This window comes from Paraburkholderia sp. LEh10, assembly GCF_017814945.1.
GTDB lineage: Bacteria > Pseudomonadota > Gammaproteobacteria > Burkholderiales > Burkholderiaceae > Paraburkholderia.
The window spans coordinates 24,925-42,731 of sequence record NZ_JAGIPX010000052.1; the positions used below are offsets into that span (position 1 = coordinate 24,925).

14 protein-coding genes are annotated in these 17,807 nt (G+C 64.1%); 12 read left to right on the forward strand and 2 right to left on the reverse strand.

Annotated elements, in window-relative coordinates:
* Positions 1-337 precede the first annotated feature (337 nt).
* From J8I87_RS32090 to J8I87_RS32140, 11 genes are all read left to right on the forward strand, one after another.
* Positions 338-1,615 (forward strand): Zn-dependent hydrolase, encoded by a 1,278-nt coding sequence (locus J8I87_RS32090; protein ID WP_209936204.1) that lies wholly within the window; start codon positions 338-340, stop codon positions 1,613-1,615.
* 114 nt (positions 1,616-1,729) lie between these two features.
* Positions 1,730-3,079 (forward strand): NAD(P)-dependent oxidoreductase, encoded by a 1,350-nt coding sequence (locus J8I87_RS32095; protein ID WP_209936205.1) that lies wholly within the window; start codon positions 1,730-1,732, stop codon positions 3,077-3,079.
* A 63-nt stretch (positions 3,080-3,142) separates the two neighbouring features.
* A complete protein-coding gene (gene preA / locus J8I87_RS32100) occupies positions 3,143-4,465 on the forward strand; it encodes an NAD-dependent dihydropyrimidine dehydrogenase subunit PreA (RefSeq protein WP_209936206.1) in 1,323 nt (440 codons plus the stop codon).
* Between the two features lie 117 nt (positions 4,466-4,582).
* Positions 4,583-6,094 (forward strand): NCS1 family nucleobase:cation symporter-1, encoded by a 1,512-nt coding sequence (locus J8I87_RS32105; RefSeq protein ID WP_209936207.1) that lies wholly within the window; start codon positions 4,583-4,585, stop codon positions 6,092-6,094.
* Between the two features lie 39 nt (positions 6,095-6,133).
* Positions 6,134-7,585 carry a dihydropyrimidinase gene (gene hydA / locus J8I87_RS32110; RefSeq protein WP_209936208.1) on the forward strand — a complete coding sequence of 484 codons (1,452 nt, stop codon included), beginning with the start codon at positions 6,134-6,136 and terminating at the stop codon, positions 7,583-7,585.
* A 462-nt stretch (positions 7,586-8,047) separates the two neighbouring features.
* A complete protein-coding gene (locus J8I87_RS32115) occupies positions 8,048-8,830 on the forward strand; it encodes an amino acid ABC transporter substrate-binding protein (RefSeq protein ID WP_209936209.1) in 783 nt (260 codons plus the stop codon).
* Between the two features lie 21 nt (positions 8,831-8,851).
* Positions 8,852-9,529 carry an amino acid ABC transporter permease gene (locus J8I87_RS32120; RefSeq protein WP_209936211.1) on the forward strand — a complete coding sequence of 226 codons (678 nt, stop codon included), beginning with the start codon at positions 8,852-8,854 and terminating at the stop codon, positions 9,527-9,529.
* A gap of 3 nt (positions 9,530-9,532) precedes the next feature.
* Positions 9,533-10,300: an amino acid ABC transporter ATP-binding protein gene (locus tag J8I87_RS32125; protein ID WP_209936212.1), complete on the forward strand. Its 768-nt coding sequence runs from the start codon at positions 9,533-9,535 to the stop codon at positions 10,298-10,300.
* Positions 10,301-10,428: 128 nt separating this feature from the next.
* On the forward strand, positions 10,429-10,875 hold the full coding sequence (locus tag J8I87_RS32130; RefSeq protein WP_209936213.1) for a hypothetical protein: 447 nt from the start codon (positions 10,429-10,431) through the stop codon (positions 10,873-10,875).
* 115 nt (positions 10,876-10,990) lie between these two features.
* The gene (locus J8I87_RS32135; RefSeq protein ID WP_209936214.1) at positions 10,991-11,221 is read left to right on the forward strand and encodes a hypothetical protein; all 231 of its coding nucleotides are present in this window, start codon (positions 10,991-10,993) and stop codon (positions 11,219-11,221) included.
* A 494-nt stretch (positions 11,222-11,715) separates the two neighbouring features.
* Positions 11,716-13,821 (forward strand): YadA family autotransporter adhesin, encoded by a 2,106-nt coding sequence (locus J8I87_RS32140; RefSeq protein WP_245254320.1) that lies wholly within the window; start codon positions 11,716-11,718, stop codon positions 13,819-13,821.
* A 95-nt stretch (positions 13,822-13,916) separates the two neighbouring features.
* On the opposite strand, the gene J8I87_RS32145 is transcribed toward J8I87_RS32140, so the two are convergent.
* Entirely contained in the window at positions 13,917-15,224 is a 1,308-nt protein-coding gene (locus J8I87_RS32145; RefSeq protein ID WP_209936216.1) for a DUF3443 domain-containing protein, read from the reverse strand.
* Positions 15,225-15,235: 11 nt separating this feature from the next.
* On the reverse strand, positions 15,236-15,715 hold the full coding sequence (locus J8I87_RS32150) for a DUF2844 domain-containing protein (RefSeq protein ID WP_209936217.1): 480 nt from the start codon (positions 15,713-15,715) through the stop codon (positions 15,236-15,238).
* 472 nt (positions 15,716-16,187) lie between these two features.
* Here J8I87_RS32150 and bamC point away from each other — a divergent pair, with 472 nt between their 5' ends.
* Positions 16,188-17,417, forward strand: coding sequence for an outer membrane protein assembly factor BamC (bamC, locus tag J8I87_RS32155; protein ID WP_209936218.1), 1,230 nt, complete (start codon positions 16,188-16,190; stop codon positions 17,415-17,417).
* The last annotated feature ends 390 nt before the right edge of the window (positions 17,418-17,807 follow it).

Consider the following 17,807-nt stretch of genomic DNA (forward strand, 5'->3'; position numbering starts at 1 on the left):
GTTCGCGACGTATCGCTGTACGGTCGAAAAGCCATGCTGCGCTGCAATGGCACGCTTCTCGCTCTCGAAGGATTTCGTATCTGCCCGCACAAAAGACATTGATTTGATGATTTTAATCGGCTACAACCTGTCCAATCGGACAGGATTCGCAAAGGGCGCGCGAGCCAGGGTTTACCGTGATACGGCCGCCATTCGCAGCATGCACGCCGCGTGTGCGCGGATGCCCCAAAGCGAATCGATACGTGCCGCCGATGCACCAGTTTCACATCGTCGCGAGTTGTCGAAAGGCCGCTCGCAGTTGGACTGCAAAACGTGTTGATCCAGAGGAGCAAGACGAATGAATGCGGTATCCGAAGCGTTGAAACAAGGACTCGATACGTCGATTACCGTCAACGGCAAACGGCTGTGGGAGAGCCTGATGACGATGGCGAAAATCGGCGCGACGCAAAAAGGCGGCGTATGCCGTCTCGCGCTCACCGATCTCGACAAGCAGGGGCGAGACCTGATCGTCAGCTGGGCGAAGGAGGCGGGCTGCACGGTCAGCGTCGATCAGATGGGCAACGTGTTCATGCGGCGCGCGGGCACGAACCCCCATGCGCTGCCCGTGATGACAGGCTCGCACGCGGACTCGCAGCCGACGGGCGGCCGCTTTGACGGCATCTACGGCGTGCTCGGCGGGCTCGAAGTGATCCGCAGCCTCAACGACCGCAACATCGAGACCGAGCATCCCATTGAAGTGGTGATCTGGACCAACGAGGAGGGCTCGCGCTTTGCGCCTGCGATGGTCGCATCGGGCGTGTTCGCGGGCGTCTTCACGCTCGACTATGGGCTGTCGCGCAAGGACGTCGACGGCAAGACGATCGGCGAGGAGCTGAAGCGCATCGGCTATGCGGGCGATGTGCCGTGCGGCGGCCGTCAACTGCATGCGGCGTTCGAACTGCATATCGAGCAGGGGCCGATACTCGAAGCGGAGCAGAAGACGATCGGCGTCGTCACGGATGCGCAAGGACAGCGCTGGTACGAGATCACGCTGACGGGCCAGGAAGCGCATGCGGGCCCGACGCCGATGCCGCGCCGCAAGGACGCACTGCTGGGCGCCGCGCGCGTCGTCGATCTCGTCAACCGGATCGGCCTCGATCACGCGCCGCTCGCGTGCGCGACGGTCGGCATGATGCAGGTTCATCCGAACTCGCGCAACGTGATTCCGGGCCGCGTGTTCTTCACCGTCGACTTCCGCCATCCCGATGATGCCGTGCTCGCGAAGATGGACGCCGAGCTGCGCGAAGGCGTTGCGAAGATCGCGGCTGGCATCGGCCTCGACACGCAACTCGAGCAGATCTTTTACTACGAGCCCGTCAGGTTCGACGCAGCGTGCGTGAAATCCGTGCGCGACGCTGCCGGGCGCTTCGGATATCCGCATCGCGACATGGTGTCGGGCGCGGGCCACGACGCGTGCTACCTGTCGCAAGTCGCGCCGACATCGATGGTGTTCGTGCCGTGTGTCGACGGCATCAGTCACAACGAAATCGAAGACGCGACGCCCGAATGGATTGAGGCGGGCGCGAACGTATTGCTGCACGCGATGCTGGAGCGCGCTTGCGAGCCTGCATCGTAAGACCCTGAATTCGCTTTGACGCTTTAACGCTGCACCCATACAACACGCCGTCCCGGCTTCGTTCACGCGAAGCCGGCGGCACGGCTATGTCCTCACTTTGACGAAGGAACGCATATGGCCATCAAGCAAACGGGCGACATCGCGGCACACCGTCTATCGTCCGACCAGCTTTCGTGCGAATTCGCCGACATTGCGCCGCTGCTCGACCCCACTGCCGCCGCGGCAGCCGCGAGCCGCTGTCACTACTGTTACGACGCACCGTGCGTGCAGGCGTGCCCGACGCAGATCGATATTCCCAGCTTCATCCGCAAGATCGGCAACGGCAACCTGAAAGGGGCCGCGACCGACATTCTCTCGGCGAATCCGCTGGGCGGCATGTGCTCGCGCGTGTGTCCGACCGAGATTCTTTGCGAAGGCGCATGCGTGCGCAATCATCAGGACGCGAAGCCCGTCGCGATCGGTGCATTGCAGCGTCATGCGACGGATTGGGCCATGGCGCGCGACGCCGTGCGGTTCACGTGCGCGGCGGATAGCGGGCGTCATGTGGCCGTGGTCGGCGCCGGACCCGCGGGCCTTGCGTGCGCGCATCGCCTTGCGGTGGCGGGTCATCGCGTGACCATCTACGACGCGCACGACAAAGGCGGCGGCCTCAACGAGTACGGGATTGCCGCGTACAAGACCGTCGATGACTTCGCGCAGCGCGAGGTGCAATGGCTGCTGTCGGTGGGCGGCATCGAGCTGAAAACGGGCGTTGCGCTGGGCCGCGACGTCACGCTCGAGGCGCTGCGCCAGCAGCACGACGCCGTGTTTCTCGCCGTCGGTCTGGCCGGTGTGCGCGCGCTCGAACTCGAAGGCGAAGCGTTGGAGGGCGTGATGAACGCCGTCGATTTCATCGAGCAGGTGCGGCAGGCGCGAGACCTCGCGGCCGTGCCCGTCGGGCGCCGCGTGATCGTGATCGGCGGCGGCAATACGGCTGTCGATGCAGCCGTGCAAAGCCGCAAGCTCGGCGCAACGAGCGTGACGATGGTGTACCGGCGCGGCGTCGAATCGATGAGCGCGACGTGGGCCGAGCGCGAGTTCGCGCAGACCCAGGGCGTGACGCTCGTCACACATGCAAAGCCGGTGCGGTTGATGGGCAGCAATGGAACCGTGACAGGCGTCGAGTTCGAACGCGGCGCAACGGACGGCGGCGCGGAGCGCTTCACGCTCGAAGCCGACATGGTGCTCAAAGCGATTGGTCAGACGCTCGTGACCGTCGGCATCGGTCATGAACTGCTGACGCTCGATCAAAGCCGCATCGCCGTCGATGCCGACATGCGCACGTCATTGGACAAGGTCTGGGCGGGCGGCGATTGCGCCGCGTCAGGCGGCATCGATCTGACGGTGCAGGCCGTGCAGGACGGCAAGCTCGCGGCGGCATCCATCGACGCGGCCTTTGCGCCCGCGGCCGTCAAGGCCGCGTGAAACGCGAGCGCGAACCCCCAGGCACGCAACGTCAAGACAACACCGAACCCCACGGAGCCGAACATGGCCGATCTACGCTGCACGATTGCCGGCATTACTTCGCCGAACCCTTTCTGGCTCGCGTCCGCGCCGCCGACCGACAAAGCCTACAACGTGAACCGCGCGTTCGAGGCGGGCTGGGGCGGCGTCGTATGGAAGACGCTCGGGCTCGATCCGCATGTGGTCAACGTCAGCTCGCGTTACGGCGCGGTGCAATGGAACGGCCAGCGCATCGCGGGCCTGAACAATATCGAACTGATCACCGACCGCCCCCTCGACGTCAATCTGCGTGAGATCGCGCAGGTCAAGCGCGACTGGCCCGATCGCGCGCTGATCGTGTCGCTGATGGTGCCGTGCAACGAGCGCGACTGGAAATGGATCTTGCCGCTCGTCGAGGACACGGGCGCGGATGCCGTCGAGCTGAACTTCGGCTGTCCGCATGGCATGAGCGAGCGCGGCATGGGGGCGGCTGTCGGCCAGGTGCCCGAGTATGTCGAGATGGTCACGCGCTGGGTGAAGGAAGGCACGAAGCTGCCGTGTCTCGTCAAGCTCACGCCGAACATCAGCGATATCCGCATGGGCTCGCGCGCCGCATACAAGGGCGGCGCGGACGGCGTCTCGCTGATCAACACGATCAACTCGATCGTCGCCGTCGATCTCGACCAGATGGCGCCCATTCCGACCGTCGATGGCAAGGGCACGCACGGCGGCTACTGCGGCCCCGCCGTGAAGCCGATCGCGCTGAACATGGTCGCCGAAATCGCGCGCGACCCGCAAACGCCGAACCTGCCGATTTCGGGCATCGGCGGCATTTCGTCGTGGCGCGATGCCGCTGAGTTCATGGTGCTCGGCGCGGGCAGCGTGCAGGTATGCACGGCGGCGATGCATTACGGCTTTCGCATCGTGTCCGATCTCGCCGACGGCCTGTCGAACTGGATGGACGAAAAGGGCTACGCGACGCTCGACGACATTCGCGGCCGCGCGGTGCAGAACGTCACCGACTGGAAGTACCTGAATATGAAGTACGACATCAAGGCGCGCATCGATCAGGACAAGTGCATCCAGTGCGGCCTGTGCCACATCGCGTGCGAGGACACGTCGCACCAGGCGATCACGCGCGAAAAGGACGGCAAGCGTCACTTCGAAGTGATCGATGCGGAATGCGTCGGGTGCAATCTTTGCATGCATGTGTGTCCCGTCGAGCAGTGCATCACGATGGAACGCGTCGATAGCGGCGAGTATGCAAACTGGACGACGCATCCGAACAATCCCGCGCGCGCGGGTGCAGACGCGCCCGAATCGACCGAAGCGCAATCCGAAGCACGGCAGGCGGCGAAAGCGGCCTGACACGCCGGCTGCGTTGCGGCCCGTTGCGTTCATCAGGCACACGAGAGAACGCGCGGGCCTCGCCATTCAACGCGCAGTCAACGAGCAGTCAACGAGCGATCAAGTGGAGATCCATCGATGAAGCAAACAGCGCAATCCGCCGACGCGTCGCATACGGCCGTCGCTCACGGCAGCAGTCTCTATAACGACGACCTCGCGCCGACAGGTCCCGCGCAGCGCACGTGGAAGTGGTATCACTTCGCGGCGCTATGGGTCGGCATGGTGATGAACATCGCGTCATACATGCTAGCGGCCGGCTTGACGGAAGAGGGCATGTCGCCGTGGCAGGCGGTGCTCACCGTCCTGCTCGGCAACATGATCGTGCTGGTGCCGATGCTGCTGATCGGCCATGCGGGCGCGAAGCACGGCATTCCCTATGCGGTGCTCGTGCGCTCGTCGTTCGGCACGCAGGGCGCGAAGCTGCCCGCGCTGCTGCGCGCGATCGTCGCGTGCGGCTGGTACGGCATTCAGACGTGGCTCGGCGGCAGCGCGATCTATACGCTGCTTAACATCCTGACGGGCAATGCACTGCACGGCGCGGCCCTGCCGCTGCTCGACATCTCGGTGGCCCAGCTTGCGTGCTTTCTCGCGTTCTGGGCTTTGCAACTCTATTTCATCGTGCACGGCACCGATTCGATTCGCTGGCTAGAAAGCTGGTCCGCGCCGATCAAGGTGGTGATGTGCATCGCGCTGGTGTGGTGGGCAACGTCGAAGGCGGGCGGCGTCGGCTCGATGCTGTCGGCGCCTTCGCAATTCGCGCCTGGCGGCAAGAAGGAAGGGCTGTTCTGGGTGACGTTCTGGCCGGGGCTGACGGCAATGGTTGGCTTCTGGGCGACGCTCGCGCTGAATATCCCCGACTTCACGCGCTTTGCGAAGACGCAGCGTGATCAGATCGTCGGCCAGTCGATTGGCTTGCCGGTGCCGATGGCGTTGCTGTCGGTGATCTCCGTGGTCGTGACGTCGGCCACCGTCGTCATCTACGGCAAGGCGATCTGGGACCCGATCGATCTGACGAGCCGCATGACGGGCATTGGCGTCGGCGTCGCGCTCATCATCCTCACGCTCGATACGATGTGCTGCAATCTCGCGGCGAATCTCGTCGGCCCCGCGTACGACTTTTCGAGCCTATGGCCGAAGGGCATTTCGTATCGCACGGGCGGGCTGATCACCGCGACCATCGCGATCGTGATGATGCCGTGGAAGATTCTCGCGACGACGCAAGGCTACATCTTCACGTGGCTCGTCGGCTATTCGGCGCTGCTCGGCCCGGTTGCGGGCATCCTGATGGTCGATTACTTCTTCATTCGCGGCACGCGGCTCGATCGGCGCGAACTGTTCGAAGAAAACGGCGAATACAGCTACACGGGCGGCTGGAACATGGCCGCCGTCATCGCGCTCGTGGTGGGCGTGCTGCCGAATCTGCCGGGCTTTTTGCATACCGCGTTCCCCGCATCGTTTCCCAATGTGCCTGCGTTCCTCAATACGCTCTACACGTATGCGTGGTTCGTGGGGCTCGCGCTCGCATCCGTCGTGTACGGCACATGGATGAAGCTGCGCCGCAGTCCCGGCGCGAGCATGGCGAGCGCGTGATCTGGATTTCATTTCATGATTTGACGGAGGAGGCAACCGATGACAACCCTGATTCGCGGCGGCACGATTATCGATTCTGACCGCACGCACCGAGCCGATGTGTTGATCGCCGACCCGCAGGACGGCGGCACGATCCTGCAGATCGACCGCACGATCGATCCGCCCGAGGGCGCGAAGATCGTCGATGCGCACGACCAGTACGTGATGCCGGGCGGCATCGACCCGCACACGCACATGGAACTGCCGTTCATGGGCACGACGGCCACCGACGACTTCTATACGGGCACGGCGGCGGGTCTGTCGGGCGGCACGACGAGCATCATCGACTTCGTGATTCCCAGCCCGAAACAGCCGCTGATGGACGCATTCAAGGAGTGGCGCGGCTGGGCGGAGAAAGCGTCGGCGGATTATGGCTTCCATGTCGCCGTGACGTGGTGGGACGATTCCGTCTATCGCGACATGGGCACGCTCGTGCGTGAGCATGGCGTGTCGAGCTTCAAGCACTTCATGGCGTACAAGAACGCGATCATGGCCGACGACGAGGTGCTCGTGAACAGCTTCTCGCGTTCGCTCGAACTCGGCGCGCTGCCCACCGTGCATGCGGAAAACGGCGAGCTCGTGTTCCAGTTGCAGAAGCAGTTGCTCGCGAAGGGCTTCAGGGGACCCGAGGCGCATCCGTTGTCGCGTCCGCCGGAAGTGGAGGGCGAAGCGGCGAATCGCGCGATCCGAATTGCGCAGGTGCTCGGCGTGCCGGTGTATATCGTGCATGTGTCGGCTAAAGAGGCTGTCGAGGCGATTTCGCGCGCGCGCAACGAGGGGCAGCGCGTGTTCGGCGAAGTGCTGCCGGGGCATCTCGTGATCGACGAATCCGTGTATCGCGATACCGACTGGACGCGCGCCGCCGCGCATGTGATGAGCCCGCCGTTTCGCACGAGCGAGCATCGCGAAGCTTTGTGGCGCGGCCTGCAATCGGGCCAGCTGCACACCACGGCCACCGATCATTGCGTGTTCTGCGCGTCGCAGAAGGCGATGGGTCGCGAGGACTTCACGAAGATCCCGAACGGCTGCGGCGGCGTCGAAGACCGGATGTCGGTGTTGTGGCACGAAGGCGTGAACAAAGGACGCATCACGCCGAACGAGTTCGTGCGCATCACGTCGACGAACGCCGCGCAGATCTTCAATCTGTACCCGCGCAAAGGCGCGGTGCAGGCGGGCGCGGATGCGGATCTCGTCATCTGGGACCCGGCCGCGACGAAGACGATCTCGGTGAAGACGCATCATCAGAAGGTCGACTTCAACGTGTTCGAAGGGATGACGGTGCAGGGCGTCGCGATGCACACGTTCACGCGCGGCGCGCACGCATGGGCCGATGGCGACCTGAGCGCGGAGCGCGGCGCAGGGCAATACCTGAAGCGCCCGCCGAACGCCGCCTACTACGACGCCGTGCGGGTCGCGAACAAGCTGAAGGAGCCGCATCCCGTGGAGCGCTGAGCCCGCGCGGGCCCCGGCCCGCCTGTCGGCCCGCTGCTCAGCCCGCTGCTCAGCCCGCTTCTGAGCCCGCTTTTCAGCCCGCCTCTCAGCCCGCTCGCGCCGCAACGCGCGCACCGGCCGCTGCCGCTTTCGTGCGGCGAGCGGCCGTTCTTTTTTTCGGGTATGCTTGCGCGCCTCGCGGTGGTCGCAATGATCGGCGACCCGGGCGCGACCCGGGCGCCATCCCGGCGGCGCACGTCGCGCGAAGGCCCCATGCGCTGCAGGGGTTTGGCCGGCCACCGTATACTTGCGCATTGCCAAGCCCATTGTTTCGGTCTAGTTTATTCCGCCGCGGCATATCCATAAGCCTCGAAATGCGTTGTGGAAACATGGACCGTTTGCTAGAGTCCGCGCACGCTGCCGGACGGGTGTTCCGGCAGACACACGCATAACCGGACAAAACAAACCACGGAGCACAACCCTATGAAGTCGATTCGATCCCTTCTGCTGATCGGCCTGCTGCAGGTTGCGACGGCAACGGCTGCATTCGCCGCCGACGACCTCGCGAAGATCAAGTCCGCAGGCGCCTTCAAGATCGGCACGGAAGGCACCTACGCGCCGTTCACGTTCCACGACGCTTCGAACCAGCTGACGGGCTTCGACGTCGAAATCGGCCGCGAAATCGCCAAACGCCTGGGCGTGAAGCCCGTGTTCGTCGAAGGCAAGTGGGATGGCCTGATCGCCGGTCTCGACGCGAACCGCTACGACGCCGTGATCAACGAAGTGGCCGTCACCGACGCGCGCAAGCAGAAGTACGACTTCTCGGAGCCGTACATCGTGTCGCACGCCGCGCTGATCGTGCGTTCGGACAACACCGCGATCAAGAGCTTCGACGACCTGAAGGGCAAGAAGTCGGCCAACACGCTGACCAGCAACTTCGGCAAGATCGCCGCAGCGCATGGCGCGGAAGTGGTGCCCGTGCAGGGCTTCAATGAATCGATCGATCTGCTGACCTCGGGCCGCGTCGACGCGACGGTCAACGACTCGCTGTCGTTCCTCGACTTCAAGAAGCACAAGCCGGACGCGAAGGTGAAGATCGCCGCCGTCGACACCGGATCGGATAGCTCGGACCATTCGGCCGTGCTGATCCGCAAGGGCAATCCCGACCTGCAAGCCGCCATCAACAAGGCGCTCGCCGACATGAAGGCCGACGGTACGTACGAGAAGATCTCGGCCAAGTACTTCGGCAAAGACGTCTCCAAGTAAGCGCAAAGGCGAGCCTGAATCATGCCTGCATGGTTGCACCTGATGGGGGAATCGCTGCGGCCTCTGCTGTACGCGGGCCTCGTGTTCACCGTGCCGTTGACGCTCGTGTCGTTCGCCGTCGGTCTCGCGCTGGCGTTCATCGTGGCGCTGGTACGGCTGTTCGGCCCGGGGTGGTCGGTGGCGATCGTGCGTTTCTACGTGTGGCTGTTTCGCGGCTCGCCGCTGCTCGTCCAGCTGTTCGTCATCTTCTACGGCTTGCCGAATGTCGGCATCGTGCTCGATCCGCTGACGGCGGCCATTATCGGTTTTTCGCTGAACGTCGGCGCGTATAACTCCGAAGTGATCCGAGGCGTGATCGAGTCGATTCCGAAAGGGCAGTGGGAAGCCGCCTACTCGATGGGCATGACCCGCGCGCAGGCGCTGCGCCGCGCGATCCTGCCGCAGGCGGCGCGCGTCGCGCTGCCGCCGCTGTCGAACTCGTTCATCGCGCTCGTGAAGGACACGTCGCTCGCGGCCGTGCTGACCGTGCCGGAGATTTTCCAGGCCGCGCAGCGCATCGCGTCGGTGACCTACGAGCCGTTGATTCTCTATACGGAAGCCGCGCTGATCTATCTCGTGTTCAGTTCAGTGCTGTCGTCCGCGCAGGTGCGCCTCGAACGCCGCTTCGGCCGTCATGCGCTTTTCACGTCGGGTAGCTGAACGATGATCCGCCTCGAAAAAATCGAAAAGTACTTCGGCGATCATCGCGTGCTGAACAGCGTCGATCTGAAGCTCGAACAGGGCAACGTGACGGCGCTCATCGGCCCGTCGGGCAGCGGCAAGAGCACGCTGTTGCGCTGCGTGAACCTGCTGGAGATTCCCGAAGCCGGTTCGCTCGAACTCGGCGATCGGCGCATTCAGTTCAGCCGCACCGAAAAGCCGTCGAAGGAAGCGGTGCTCGCGATTCGCCGCCGCACGGGCATGGTGTTCCAGAATTTTCAGCTGTTCCCGCATCGCACGGTGATCGAGAACGTGATGGAAGGGCTCATCACTGTGCAGAAGTGGGACAAGGAACGCGCGCGCAAGCGGGCGATCGAGTTGCTCGAGAAAGTCGGCATCGCGCACAAGGCCGATGCATGGCCCGTCACGCTGTCGGGCGGGCAGCAGCAGCGCGTCGCGATTGCGCGGGCGCTCGCGCCTTCGCCTGAAGTGCTGCTGTGCGACGAACCGACGTCCGCGCTCGATCCCGGGCTTGCCGCCGAAGTGGTCGAAGTGCTGCGCCAGCTCGCGAAGGAAGGCATGACGATGCTGATGGCGACGCACGACTTGCGGCTCGCGGCGTCGATCGCGCGCAACGTGGTGTTTCTGAGCAATGGCTCGATCGTCGAACAGGGCCATTCGCGCGACATCTTCACGCGGCCGAAGCAGCCGGAAACGGTGAGCTTCGTGTCGACCCTCACGCAGAGTCTGCCGGACAGCTGGGCGGACTGATCGCATGGGCCGATGTCCGGCTGCGAGGGCGCCTGCGGGCGCCCTTGTTTTTTGCGTCGGCTTCGCCCTTCATGCCGGCGACGGAAGGCTACGCTACAATGGCCGTCGCCCCGAATTACGGAAGACCGATGAAGACCCGCATTCCCGTTATCGCCTGCTGCATGGTTGCCGCTGCCTTGTCCGCGGGGTGCGCGGCCGTGTACACGAACACGGGCGCATGCGAGCGGATGATGCGGCAGTCGGCGAGCGAGCTTTCCGCCGCCGACACATTGAAGATCCTGCACACGGGCACGGGGATTCGCGGCAGCCGCGTCGTCGTCGAGGGCACGCTCGAGCATCCGCAGACGGCGTCCGAAGCGGCCGTTGCGACGCCGCCCAATACGAACATCATCGAAGCGGGTCTACTCGCGCCCCTCGCGGCCGCGCTCGCCAGCAGCAAGCCGAAGACGACTGTGGTGCCCGCCGCAGTGGAATGCACCTATGACGCAAACGGCCTGAGCGCGTTCCGCTGGCTTGCTCCAGCAAGCCTCGTAAAGGCGAGTTCGCCGTCCACCGTCGATCGCACGGACGAGTGATGTGACAGGCATCGTGCATGATGCACGCACGCGCCGCCCGGAACCCCTGATGCCGGGATTTCCGCGTGATATTCTGGTTAATGCTGGCAGGTTAGGCAGGCGTCAGGAGGGCAGCATGGACGGCTTTGTCAGACATCAGATTGAAGGCGCATCCGTCGATATCGACGTGATCCCCGTCACGCCGCGCGGCTACTGCGCGCGCTTTCGGATCTTCCGCGACGCCGCCGACAAACCCGAGTGGCATCAGGTCCACGTCTCCGGCAGCGTGTTCGACACGCCTGAGGACGCCGAGGAAGCGGCGCGTTCGATGGCCCTCGAACAGGTGCTGGCGGGCGGCGGCGCGTAGCAAGCCGGGTCGGCGACCTGCCGGAATGCCTGTGTTGCGCGATTGCGTGCCGCGTGGCGCGCGTGCGATCACGCGCGGTCTTGCCTGTTCATTCTCCCTATTTGCCGATGCGGCGCGCCACGACCGCGCGCCGTTTGCGCGGCTTCATCCCAGCAAATCGAAACAATCTGACTTTGGGAGTTTTCTTGTATTGAAGACTTACCGGTCTCCGTAGGATTTGCCGGTCGTAACCGACATCGAAGAAGTGACGGTACGTAGGAGGCATCCTCCGGAGCGTAGGTTCAGTTTTTCGTCGAATACCTTGCCCGTAATGATTCGGTATCCGAAACAAAAGGGGCGTGCCGAACGATGCCGTTTTTTGGGGAGCGAAGTGGTTAGCCGTAGCAAGGTATCAGATGAGCAATTTGCAAAGCGTGGTGCGCAATCGGCGCGCATGGATTTCTTCGTTGTCGGTTCGCGCACAAGGGCGAGTGGGGCGCCGAGGGCGCGCGGGCATGGCCTTCGCCGTAAGTCTGGGCGCGATGGCATGGGCGCCGGGGGCGCACGCGGCCGTTACCGACTTCATCGCAGTAAGCAACAACGTCACGACGGGGGCGCCGACCACGGTATCGAACGATATGAACACGATGGCGATCGGGCCGTCCGCGAGTGCGTCGGGAGACTTTTCGCTGTCCACGGGTGCGGGCGCGGCTGCCGGTCGCAGCGGGTCTACAGCAGTGGGCTCGCGGTCCGCAGCATTGGGCATCAATGCGACGGTGATCGGCTACGGTGCGTCGACGGGCTTTGATGCGAGCCGGGCAGTGTCGATCGGCTACATGGCGGGTGCGGATGGCGCCGATTCACTCGGGCTCGGCTCGATGTCGCTGGCGTCCGGGCAGCGCTCCACGGCCATCGGCGCAAACGCGTTCGCGGCTATGGCCGCCGTCGAAGGGCTGGCGCTGGGTTCGGGCAGTTCGGTCGTCGCGAGCGGCGCCGTGGCGTTGGGCGCGAACGCAAAGGCTGACCGGGCGAACACGGTGTCGGTCGGCAGCGCGACGCTGCAGCGGCAGGTCGTCAACGTAGGCGCGGGCACGGCCGACACCGACGCGGTCAACGTCGGTCAATTGCGGCAGGCGGTGTCATCGGGTACCGCCGATGCGGTGACCTACGACACTTCGGCGCATGATGTCGTCACGCTGGGCGGCGCGACGGCCGGCGCGCCAGTGCGGCTCGGCAACGTCGACAATGGCGCCATCAATGCCGGCAGCCATGATGCGATCAACGGCGGCCAGTTGTACGGTCTGGGGATGAGCGTGGCATCTGCGCTTGGCGGCGGGGCGGCGGTCGCCGCGGACGGAACGGTTGTCGCGCCGACATATCGGATCGGCGGCAGCGTGTTTCGCAATGTCGGCGACGCGCTCGGCAATCTCGACGGCCGGGTCACGAGCAATACCCGTGCAATCGACGACCTCAACGTCGCACTCGGGAACATGATCGACGTTGGTATCGAGCCGCGCTATTTCCACGCGAATTCCACGCTCGCCGATTCGCTTGCCACGGGTGCCGAATCAGTCGCGATCGGCGGTGGCGCGCAGGCCGCGTTTGCGAACTCGGTGGCGCTCGGCGCCAATGCAGTGGCGGATCGCGCGAACTCGGTGTCGGTCGGCTCGACGGGCGGTGAACGGCAGATCACGCATGTCGCGGCAGGCACGGCGGACACCGATGCCGTCAATGTTGCGCAGTTGAAGCGGGCGGGGCTCGTCGGCGGCAATGGTCCTGTGACGGGCGCAGTGGTGTACGACAATGCCGGCGGCCATGCCGACTATTCAAGCGTGACCTTGGGACAGGGCGTGGCGGGCGGTACGGTCATACACAATCTGGCGAACGGCGTGCTGGCCAGCGACGCGGTCAATCTCGGGCAGTTGAACGCGATGCTGAGCCAGGTCGCCAATGTGCAGATATCGGGCACGGGGATGCCGTTTGTGAGCACGAACGGCGACGTCGGCACCGAATCGACAACTGCAACGGGAACGCATGCGACGGCGGTCGGCGCGGGCGCCGTGGCGAACGGCGACCAGACGGCTGCATTCGGTGCGGGCGCTCAGGCGAACGGCGTCACGGCTACGGCTGTGGGCGCGCAGGCCATCGCCAATGGCGCCAATGCTTCGGCATTCGGAGCAGGTAGCCAGGCCGTCGCCGATGGTGCGGTTGCATTGGGCGCGGGTTCCGTTGCAGATCGAGCGAATGCCGTATCGGTTGGCCAGGCGGGCAGCGAGCGGCAGATCGTCAATGTCGCGCCGGGCACGCGCGGCACGGATGCCGTCAACCTGAATCAGTTGAATGCCGCCGTCGATCAGACCAACCAGTCGATTCACGATCTCGACCGGAGCACCCGTAAAGGGATCGCGTCCGCATCGGCATTGCAGATCGTCACGCCGTATCTGCCGGGGCGTACGACACTCAATGCGGGTGTCGCTGGTTATCGCGGACAGGCGGCATTCGGCCTCGGCGTGTCGCGCTGGAACGAGAAGGGGACGATCAACCTCAATGCGGGCGTAGCGACTTCCGGCAGTAACAGCACGATTGTGCGCGCGGGCATTGGCATCGTGCTCGGCAACTAGTCGTCGCGTAAAGCAGGCGCGTTGCCGTGCAGTCGCTTCACGGCACACGCGCCTGGGTTCGCGGCTTGGGTCGGGCATGCGCTTCATTACAGGGCTCAGAACGCGTAGTAGGGGCCGTTGCCAGCAGACGTGAGTCGCGACTCGATTGCAGTGTAGACGCGCCGTCCGAAGAAAAACGGCAGCCCCCAATCGAATGCGGTCGAGGGGCCGCCGACGTTGTTGAATGCATAGTTTTGCGTGGCGAACAGCGTTTGCGCGTTGGCAATCGAGAACGTTGACGATGCCGATGTGCCGTCGGTGCCCGTCAACGTTGCAGCGAGCGTCTGCTCGGACAACGGGCACCACCAGAACCCACAACGCGTGAGCGTCGTACTCGGAAAATACATTCCGTTCGAACCGCTATCGATAAAGCTCTGCGAATACGGTTGTCCGTTCAGGGAGGTAGTCACATAGCCTGTGATGGAATTGGCTTTCAGTACGGTCGCGTTGCCAAGCGTGTTGTTGGCTTGCGTGCCGATGCCGAAGATCATCGATCCGTACACGGTCGCCGCACCGTTTGGGCCGACTGCGGGCAGATCGATCACGATGCCGTTGTTGTCGAGCGCAAAGCGGCTGATGGGGTTGGTGACCTGTTTGTTGAGCGGTTGCGCGCTAGATGTGCAGTATCCCGTCTGGTCGCATGCGTAGTACCAGCGGGGCGCCGCTGCTACGATACACGCGCCGCCGCAATCGGCGGAAAACAGGCCGACGCCGAGAATGCCCTTCACGCGCAGCGTGGTGGGCGTCATCATCGGCAAGCCCGAGGCTGCGCATTCTGATGGCGCGGCAGGAACGGACGGATCGCCGATCACCTGTATCGAGATGCCCGAGGCGAGCTGGCCGGCCATGCGGACATCGGCCGTGCGCACGGCGCCCCACGTGTATCCTGTGCCGAACACACCGCATTCTGCGCTGACGCCGTTCGTTGCTCCGGCGGCAGACGTGCTGGATACAGCGGGCAACGTGAGGCTTGCGGGCAATTGGGACGCGAGCAAGCGCAGGCCCTGTGAGCCGGTATCGACCTGGACGTTGTCGATGGTCGTGCAGTTCGACGTGCCCGGTGCGCATACGGTCACGCTCGTCGTGAGCATATTGCGGGTTTGGGTAGGCGTCGACGTGACGACGATCGGGTGAACGTTGGGGACCGTCGATTGAGGCACCGTGGCCACAGGCGTGCTGGTCGAATCGGGAGCGCTTGCCGTGGTGGTGCCGCCGCCGCTTGTGCCGGGCGAGGGTGGCGTCGGCGCTGGTGAGCTGGTGGAGGCGTTCGAAACGCTTGAACCGCCGCCCCCGCCGCCGCAGCCGGCCAGCGCGATGAGAGCAGCCAGAACGAGGCCTGCCGCGCGCAACCGTTCGTGTCTCATTGCGCACCTCCTCAGTTCAGGTCGGAAAGCGAAACACCGGCCGGAACGGCGGCAGGCAGCCAGGCGCGGCCAACGTAGCTGCGCATTTGTCCACCCGTTTCGACTATCACGTCCGGCTGCTCGACCCGGGACGCATGAAGCTGACCCAGCGCGTCGAGTTGCGCAGCCGCTTTGGTGCGATACCGCTCCGCGTAGGGGCCAAGCAGTTGCGTGAGGTCCGGCATGGTCGGGCCTTGCCACCCGTAGGCGAAGATGAGTCCGTTGCTGGTCGCGTATTCGTTGATAGTCGTGCCGCCCGCGTCCACGGCGGTACGAACCCGGACTGCGCTGCCAGGCAACACGCGCCGTGTCGATCCGACGTCGGCTTGTGGCGCTGCCATCGTGCCCCCCAGTTCGGCGTGTGCGTTGCCCGTGACTAGCGTATTCGCGCCAAGCGCAATCAGCGCGGAAGTGGCGACAGAGATCGCCCGGTGAGTGTCGATGAGCATCATGTTGTTACTCCCTGTTGGACTCCGATCATTTTTGAGATCGTTATTTCAAGATATCACCGGGTTTTTGCGACCAGATTCGATGGGACGGGAGAGGGACGTTCACATCTCAAAATAGAGAATGCGGACCGCGTGCGTTTCGTCTTTAAAAATCAACGACGTAGGACATCGCGTGTGGGTTTTTTCGACAGGCGGGAAACCGTGTCGAACTGTTAATTTTGGGGTGTAAGCCGGTTCGAAATGCAGGTTTCCCGATTCATTATGAGATGATGCGGGCGGTTTTTTGCGTCGCGCGCCGGACGGGCCGCGTTCGCTGTTCGAACAGCGGCGCCATCGACGGCGGGGCGCGGTCGGAACGCTGTGAGATTCATGCGGGCGAACGGAAAGCCCATTTTTGCACTTCGAGTCTCCGGCCCGGTAAAATGATGGGTTAGTCCACGGGTTTGCCGTGGCGTAGCGGAAGGATTCCTAGAACATGACTGATCTTCGTCTCACCAAGCGGTTTGCAGCATTGCTGATGGCAGGCGGTCTCGTCGCCGGCTGCGGCACGTCGTCGCCGACCAAAATCGACTACAAGAGCGACTCGAAATCGAAGGAAGTGTCACTCGCTGTTCCGCCGAACATGCTCGAGGAAACCGCGGACCAGCGTTCGCTGCCGCCGCAAAGCGGTCAGACGTCGCTGTCCACGCTGCAGCAGGTCCAAAGCGAGGCGCCGACAAGCGCGTCGGTTGCCCCCGTCGTGACGGGCATGCATATCCAGCGCGACGGCACGGAAAGCTGGCTCGTGCTCGACGACAAGACGCCCGATCAGGCGTGGCCGCAAATCCGCCGTTTCTGGCAGGAACAAGGCTTTCTGCTCGTCGTCGATGAGCGCAACAAGGGCGTGATGGAAACGGACTGGAACGAAACCCATCCTTCCATCAATGACGGCCTGATCCGTAACGCGCTGTCGAAGGCGCTCGGCAACTCGTACGTGACGGCGGAGCGCAACAAGTACCGCACGCGTCTGGAGGCGGCGCCGAATGGCGGCACCTATGTGTTCATCAGCCAGAAGGGCCTGCGCGAAGCGCTGAGTGGCCCGAACAACGACACGAGCAAGTGGGAGCCGAAGCCGAACGATCCCGCGCTCGAAACCGAATACCTGAAGCGCCTGATGGCCGCGCTCGCGAAGAACGATACGGGCGTGAAGACAGTCAGTTCTCCGGCTGCCCCGGCGACATCGCCGGCTGGCTCGCAAACGGCGCCGAACGCAGCCGCGGGCGGCGCGAAATCGGCGGCGGCTGCGACGGCGGCGGCAAACGTCGCGCTGTCTGCGCAGACGCCGGCGGCGGATGCAGCGTCGGCTGAAACGTCGGCGCAGGCTTCGTCGACGGAACTGACGCTCGGCGAGCCGTACGACCGCGCATGGCTGCGCGTCGGGCTCGCGCTCGATCGCAGCAACTTCACCGTCGACGATCGTGATCGCACGCGCGGTCTGTACTTTGTCCGCTACGTCGATCCGAAGGACATGTCGTCGGCCGAGCAGGGCTTCTGGAGCCAGGTGTTCCACGGGCGCAAGGAGAAGGTCGCCAAGCAGTATCGCGTGAACGTGCGCGCGGTCACGCCGAACCAGACGCGGGTTGCCGTCGTCGATGACAAGGGCGACATCGATTCGTCGTCGCAAGCGAAGCAGATCATGTCGCTGATGGTCGATCAGCTGCACTGATACGGCTGCGCACGTCGCGCAGCCGCATTCGATAGAAAGCCCGCGTGACGCATGCCGTCACGCGGGCTTTTTCGTTGCCGTTGCCGTTGTGACGCTGGCAACAACGATACATGCATGGACCTGACGAGTCAGTCGGCGATGCCAACCCGACGGAAGAAGCCTGCCATGCGGCGAAAGCCGTGCGGCCAGTATCGCGACGGCACACACGCCGCGCTGCGCACATTCGGCGCAGCGCCGAGGCTATGCACGAACGCTATCACCCGATTTCGACGGGCGTCCAGCAGCGACTGTTATGTTGACGCTGTCGGCTATCCTCGCGGGCGACGGTTTCGCCCGCTCGCCACGTCCGGAGCGCGGGCTATTTTTTCGTCCGCCTGTTTCTTGCCGCGA

What these genes read in the sequence shown, in the direction of transcription:
- hydA (WP_209936208.1), top strand. Translation starts at nt 6,134, where the DNA reads ATGACAACCCTGATTCGCGGCGGCACGATTATCGATTCTGACCGCACG.
- J8I87_RS32145 (WP_209936216.1), bottom strand. Translation starts at nt 15,224, where the DNA reads ATGAGACACGAACGGTTGCGCGCGGCAGGCCTCGTTCTGGCTGCTCTC.
- J8I87_RS32090 (WP_209936204.1), top strand. Translation starts at nt 338, where the DNA reads ATGAATGCGGTATCCGAAGCGTTGAAACAAGGACTCGATACGTCGATT.
- J8I87_RS32105 (WP_209936207.1), top strand. Translation starts at nt 4,583, where the DNA reads ATGAAGCAAACAGCGCAATCCGCCGACGCGTCGCATACGGCCGTCGCT.
- J8I87_RS32150 (WP_209936217.1), bottom strand. Translation starts at nt 15,715, where the DNA reads ATGATGCTCATCGACACTCACCGGGCGATCTCTGTCGCCACTTCCGCG.
- J8I87_RS32130 (WP_209936213.1), top strand. Translation starts at nt 10,429, where the DNA reads ATGAAGACCCGCATTCCCGTTATCGCCTGCTGCATGGTTGCCGCTGCC.
- J8I87_RS32120 (WP_209936211.1), top strand. Translation starts at nt 8,852, where the DNA reads ATGCCTGCATGGTTGCACCTGATGGGGGAATCGCTGCGGCCTCTGCTG.
- J8I87_RS32125 (WP_209936212.1), top strand. Translation starts at nt 9,533, where the DNA reads ATGATCCGCCTCGAAAAAATCGAAAAGTACTTCGGCGATCATCGCGTG.
- preA (WP_209936206.1), top strand. Translation starts at nt 3,143, where the DNA reads ATGGCCGATCTACGCTGCACGATTGCCGGCATTACTTCGCCGAACCCT.
- bamC (WP_209936218.1), top strand. Translation starts at nt 16,188, where the DNA reads ATGACTGATCTTCGTCTCACCAAGCGGTTTGCAGCATTGCTGATGGCA.
- J8I87_RS32095 (WP_209936205.1), top strand. Translation starts at nt 1,730, where the DNA reads ATGGCCATCAAGCAAACGGGCGACATCGCGGCACACCGTCTATCGTCC.
- J8I87_RS32140 (WP_245254320.1), top strand. Translation starts at nt 11,716, where the DNA reads ATGGCCTTCGCCGTAAGTCTGGGCGCGATGGCATGGGCGCCGGGGGCG.
- J8I87_RS32135 (WP_209936214.1), top strand. Translation starts at nt 10,991, where the DNA reads ATGGACGGCTTTGTCAGACATCAGATTGAAGGCGCATCCGTCGATATC.
- J8I87_RS32115 (WP_209936209.1), top strand. Translation starts at nt 8,048, where the DNA reads ATGAAGTCGATTCGATCCCTTCTGCTGATCGGCCTGCTGCAGGTTGCG.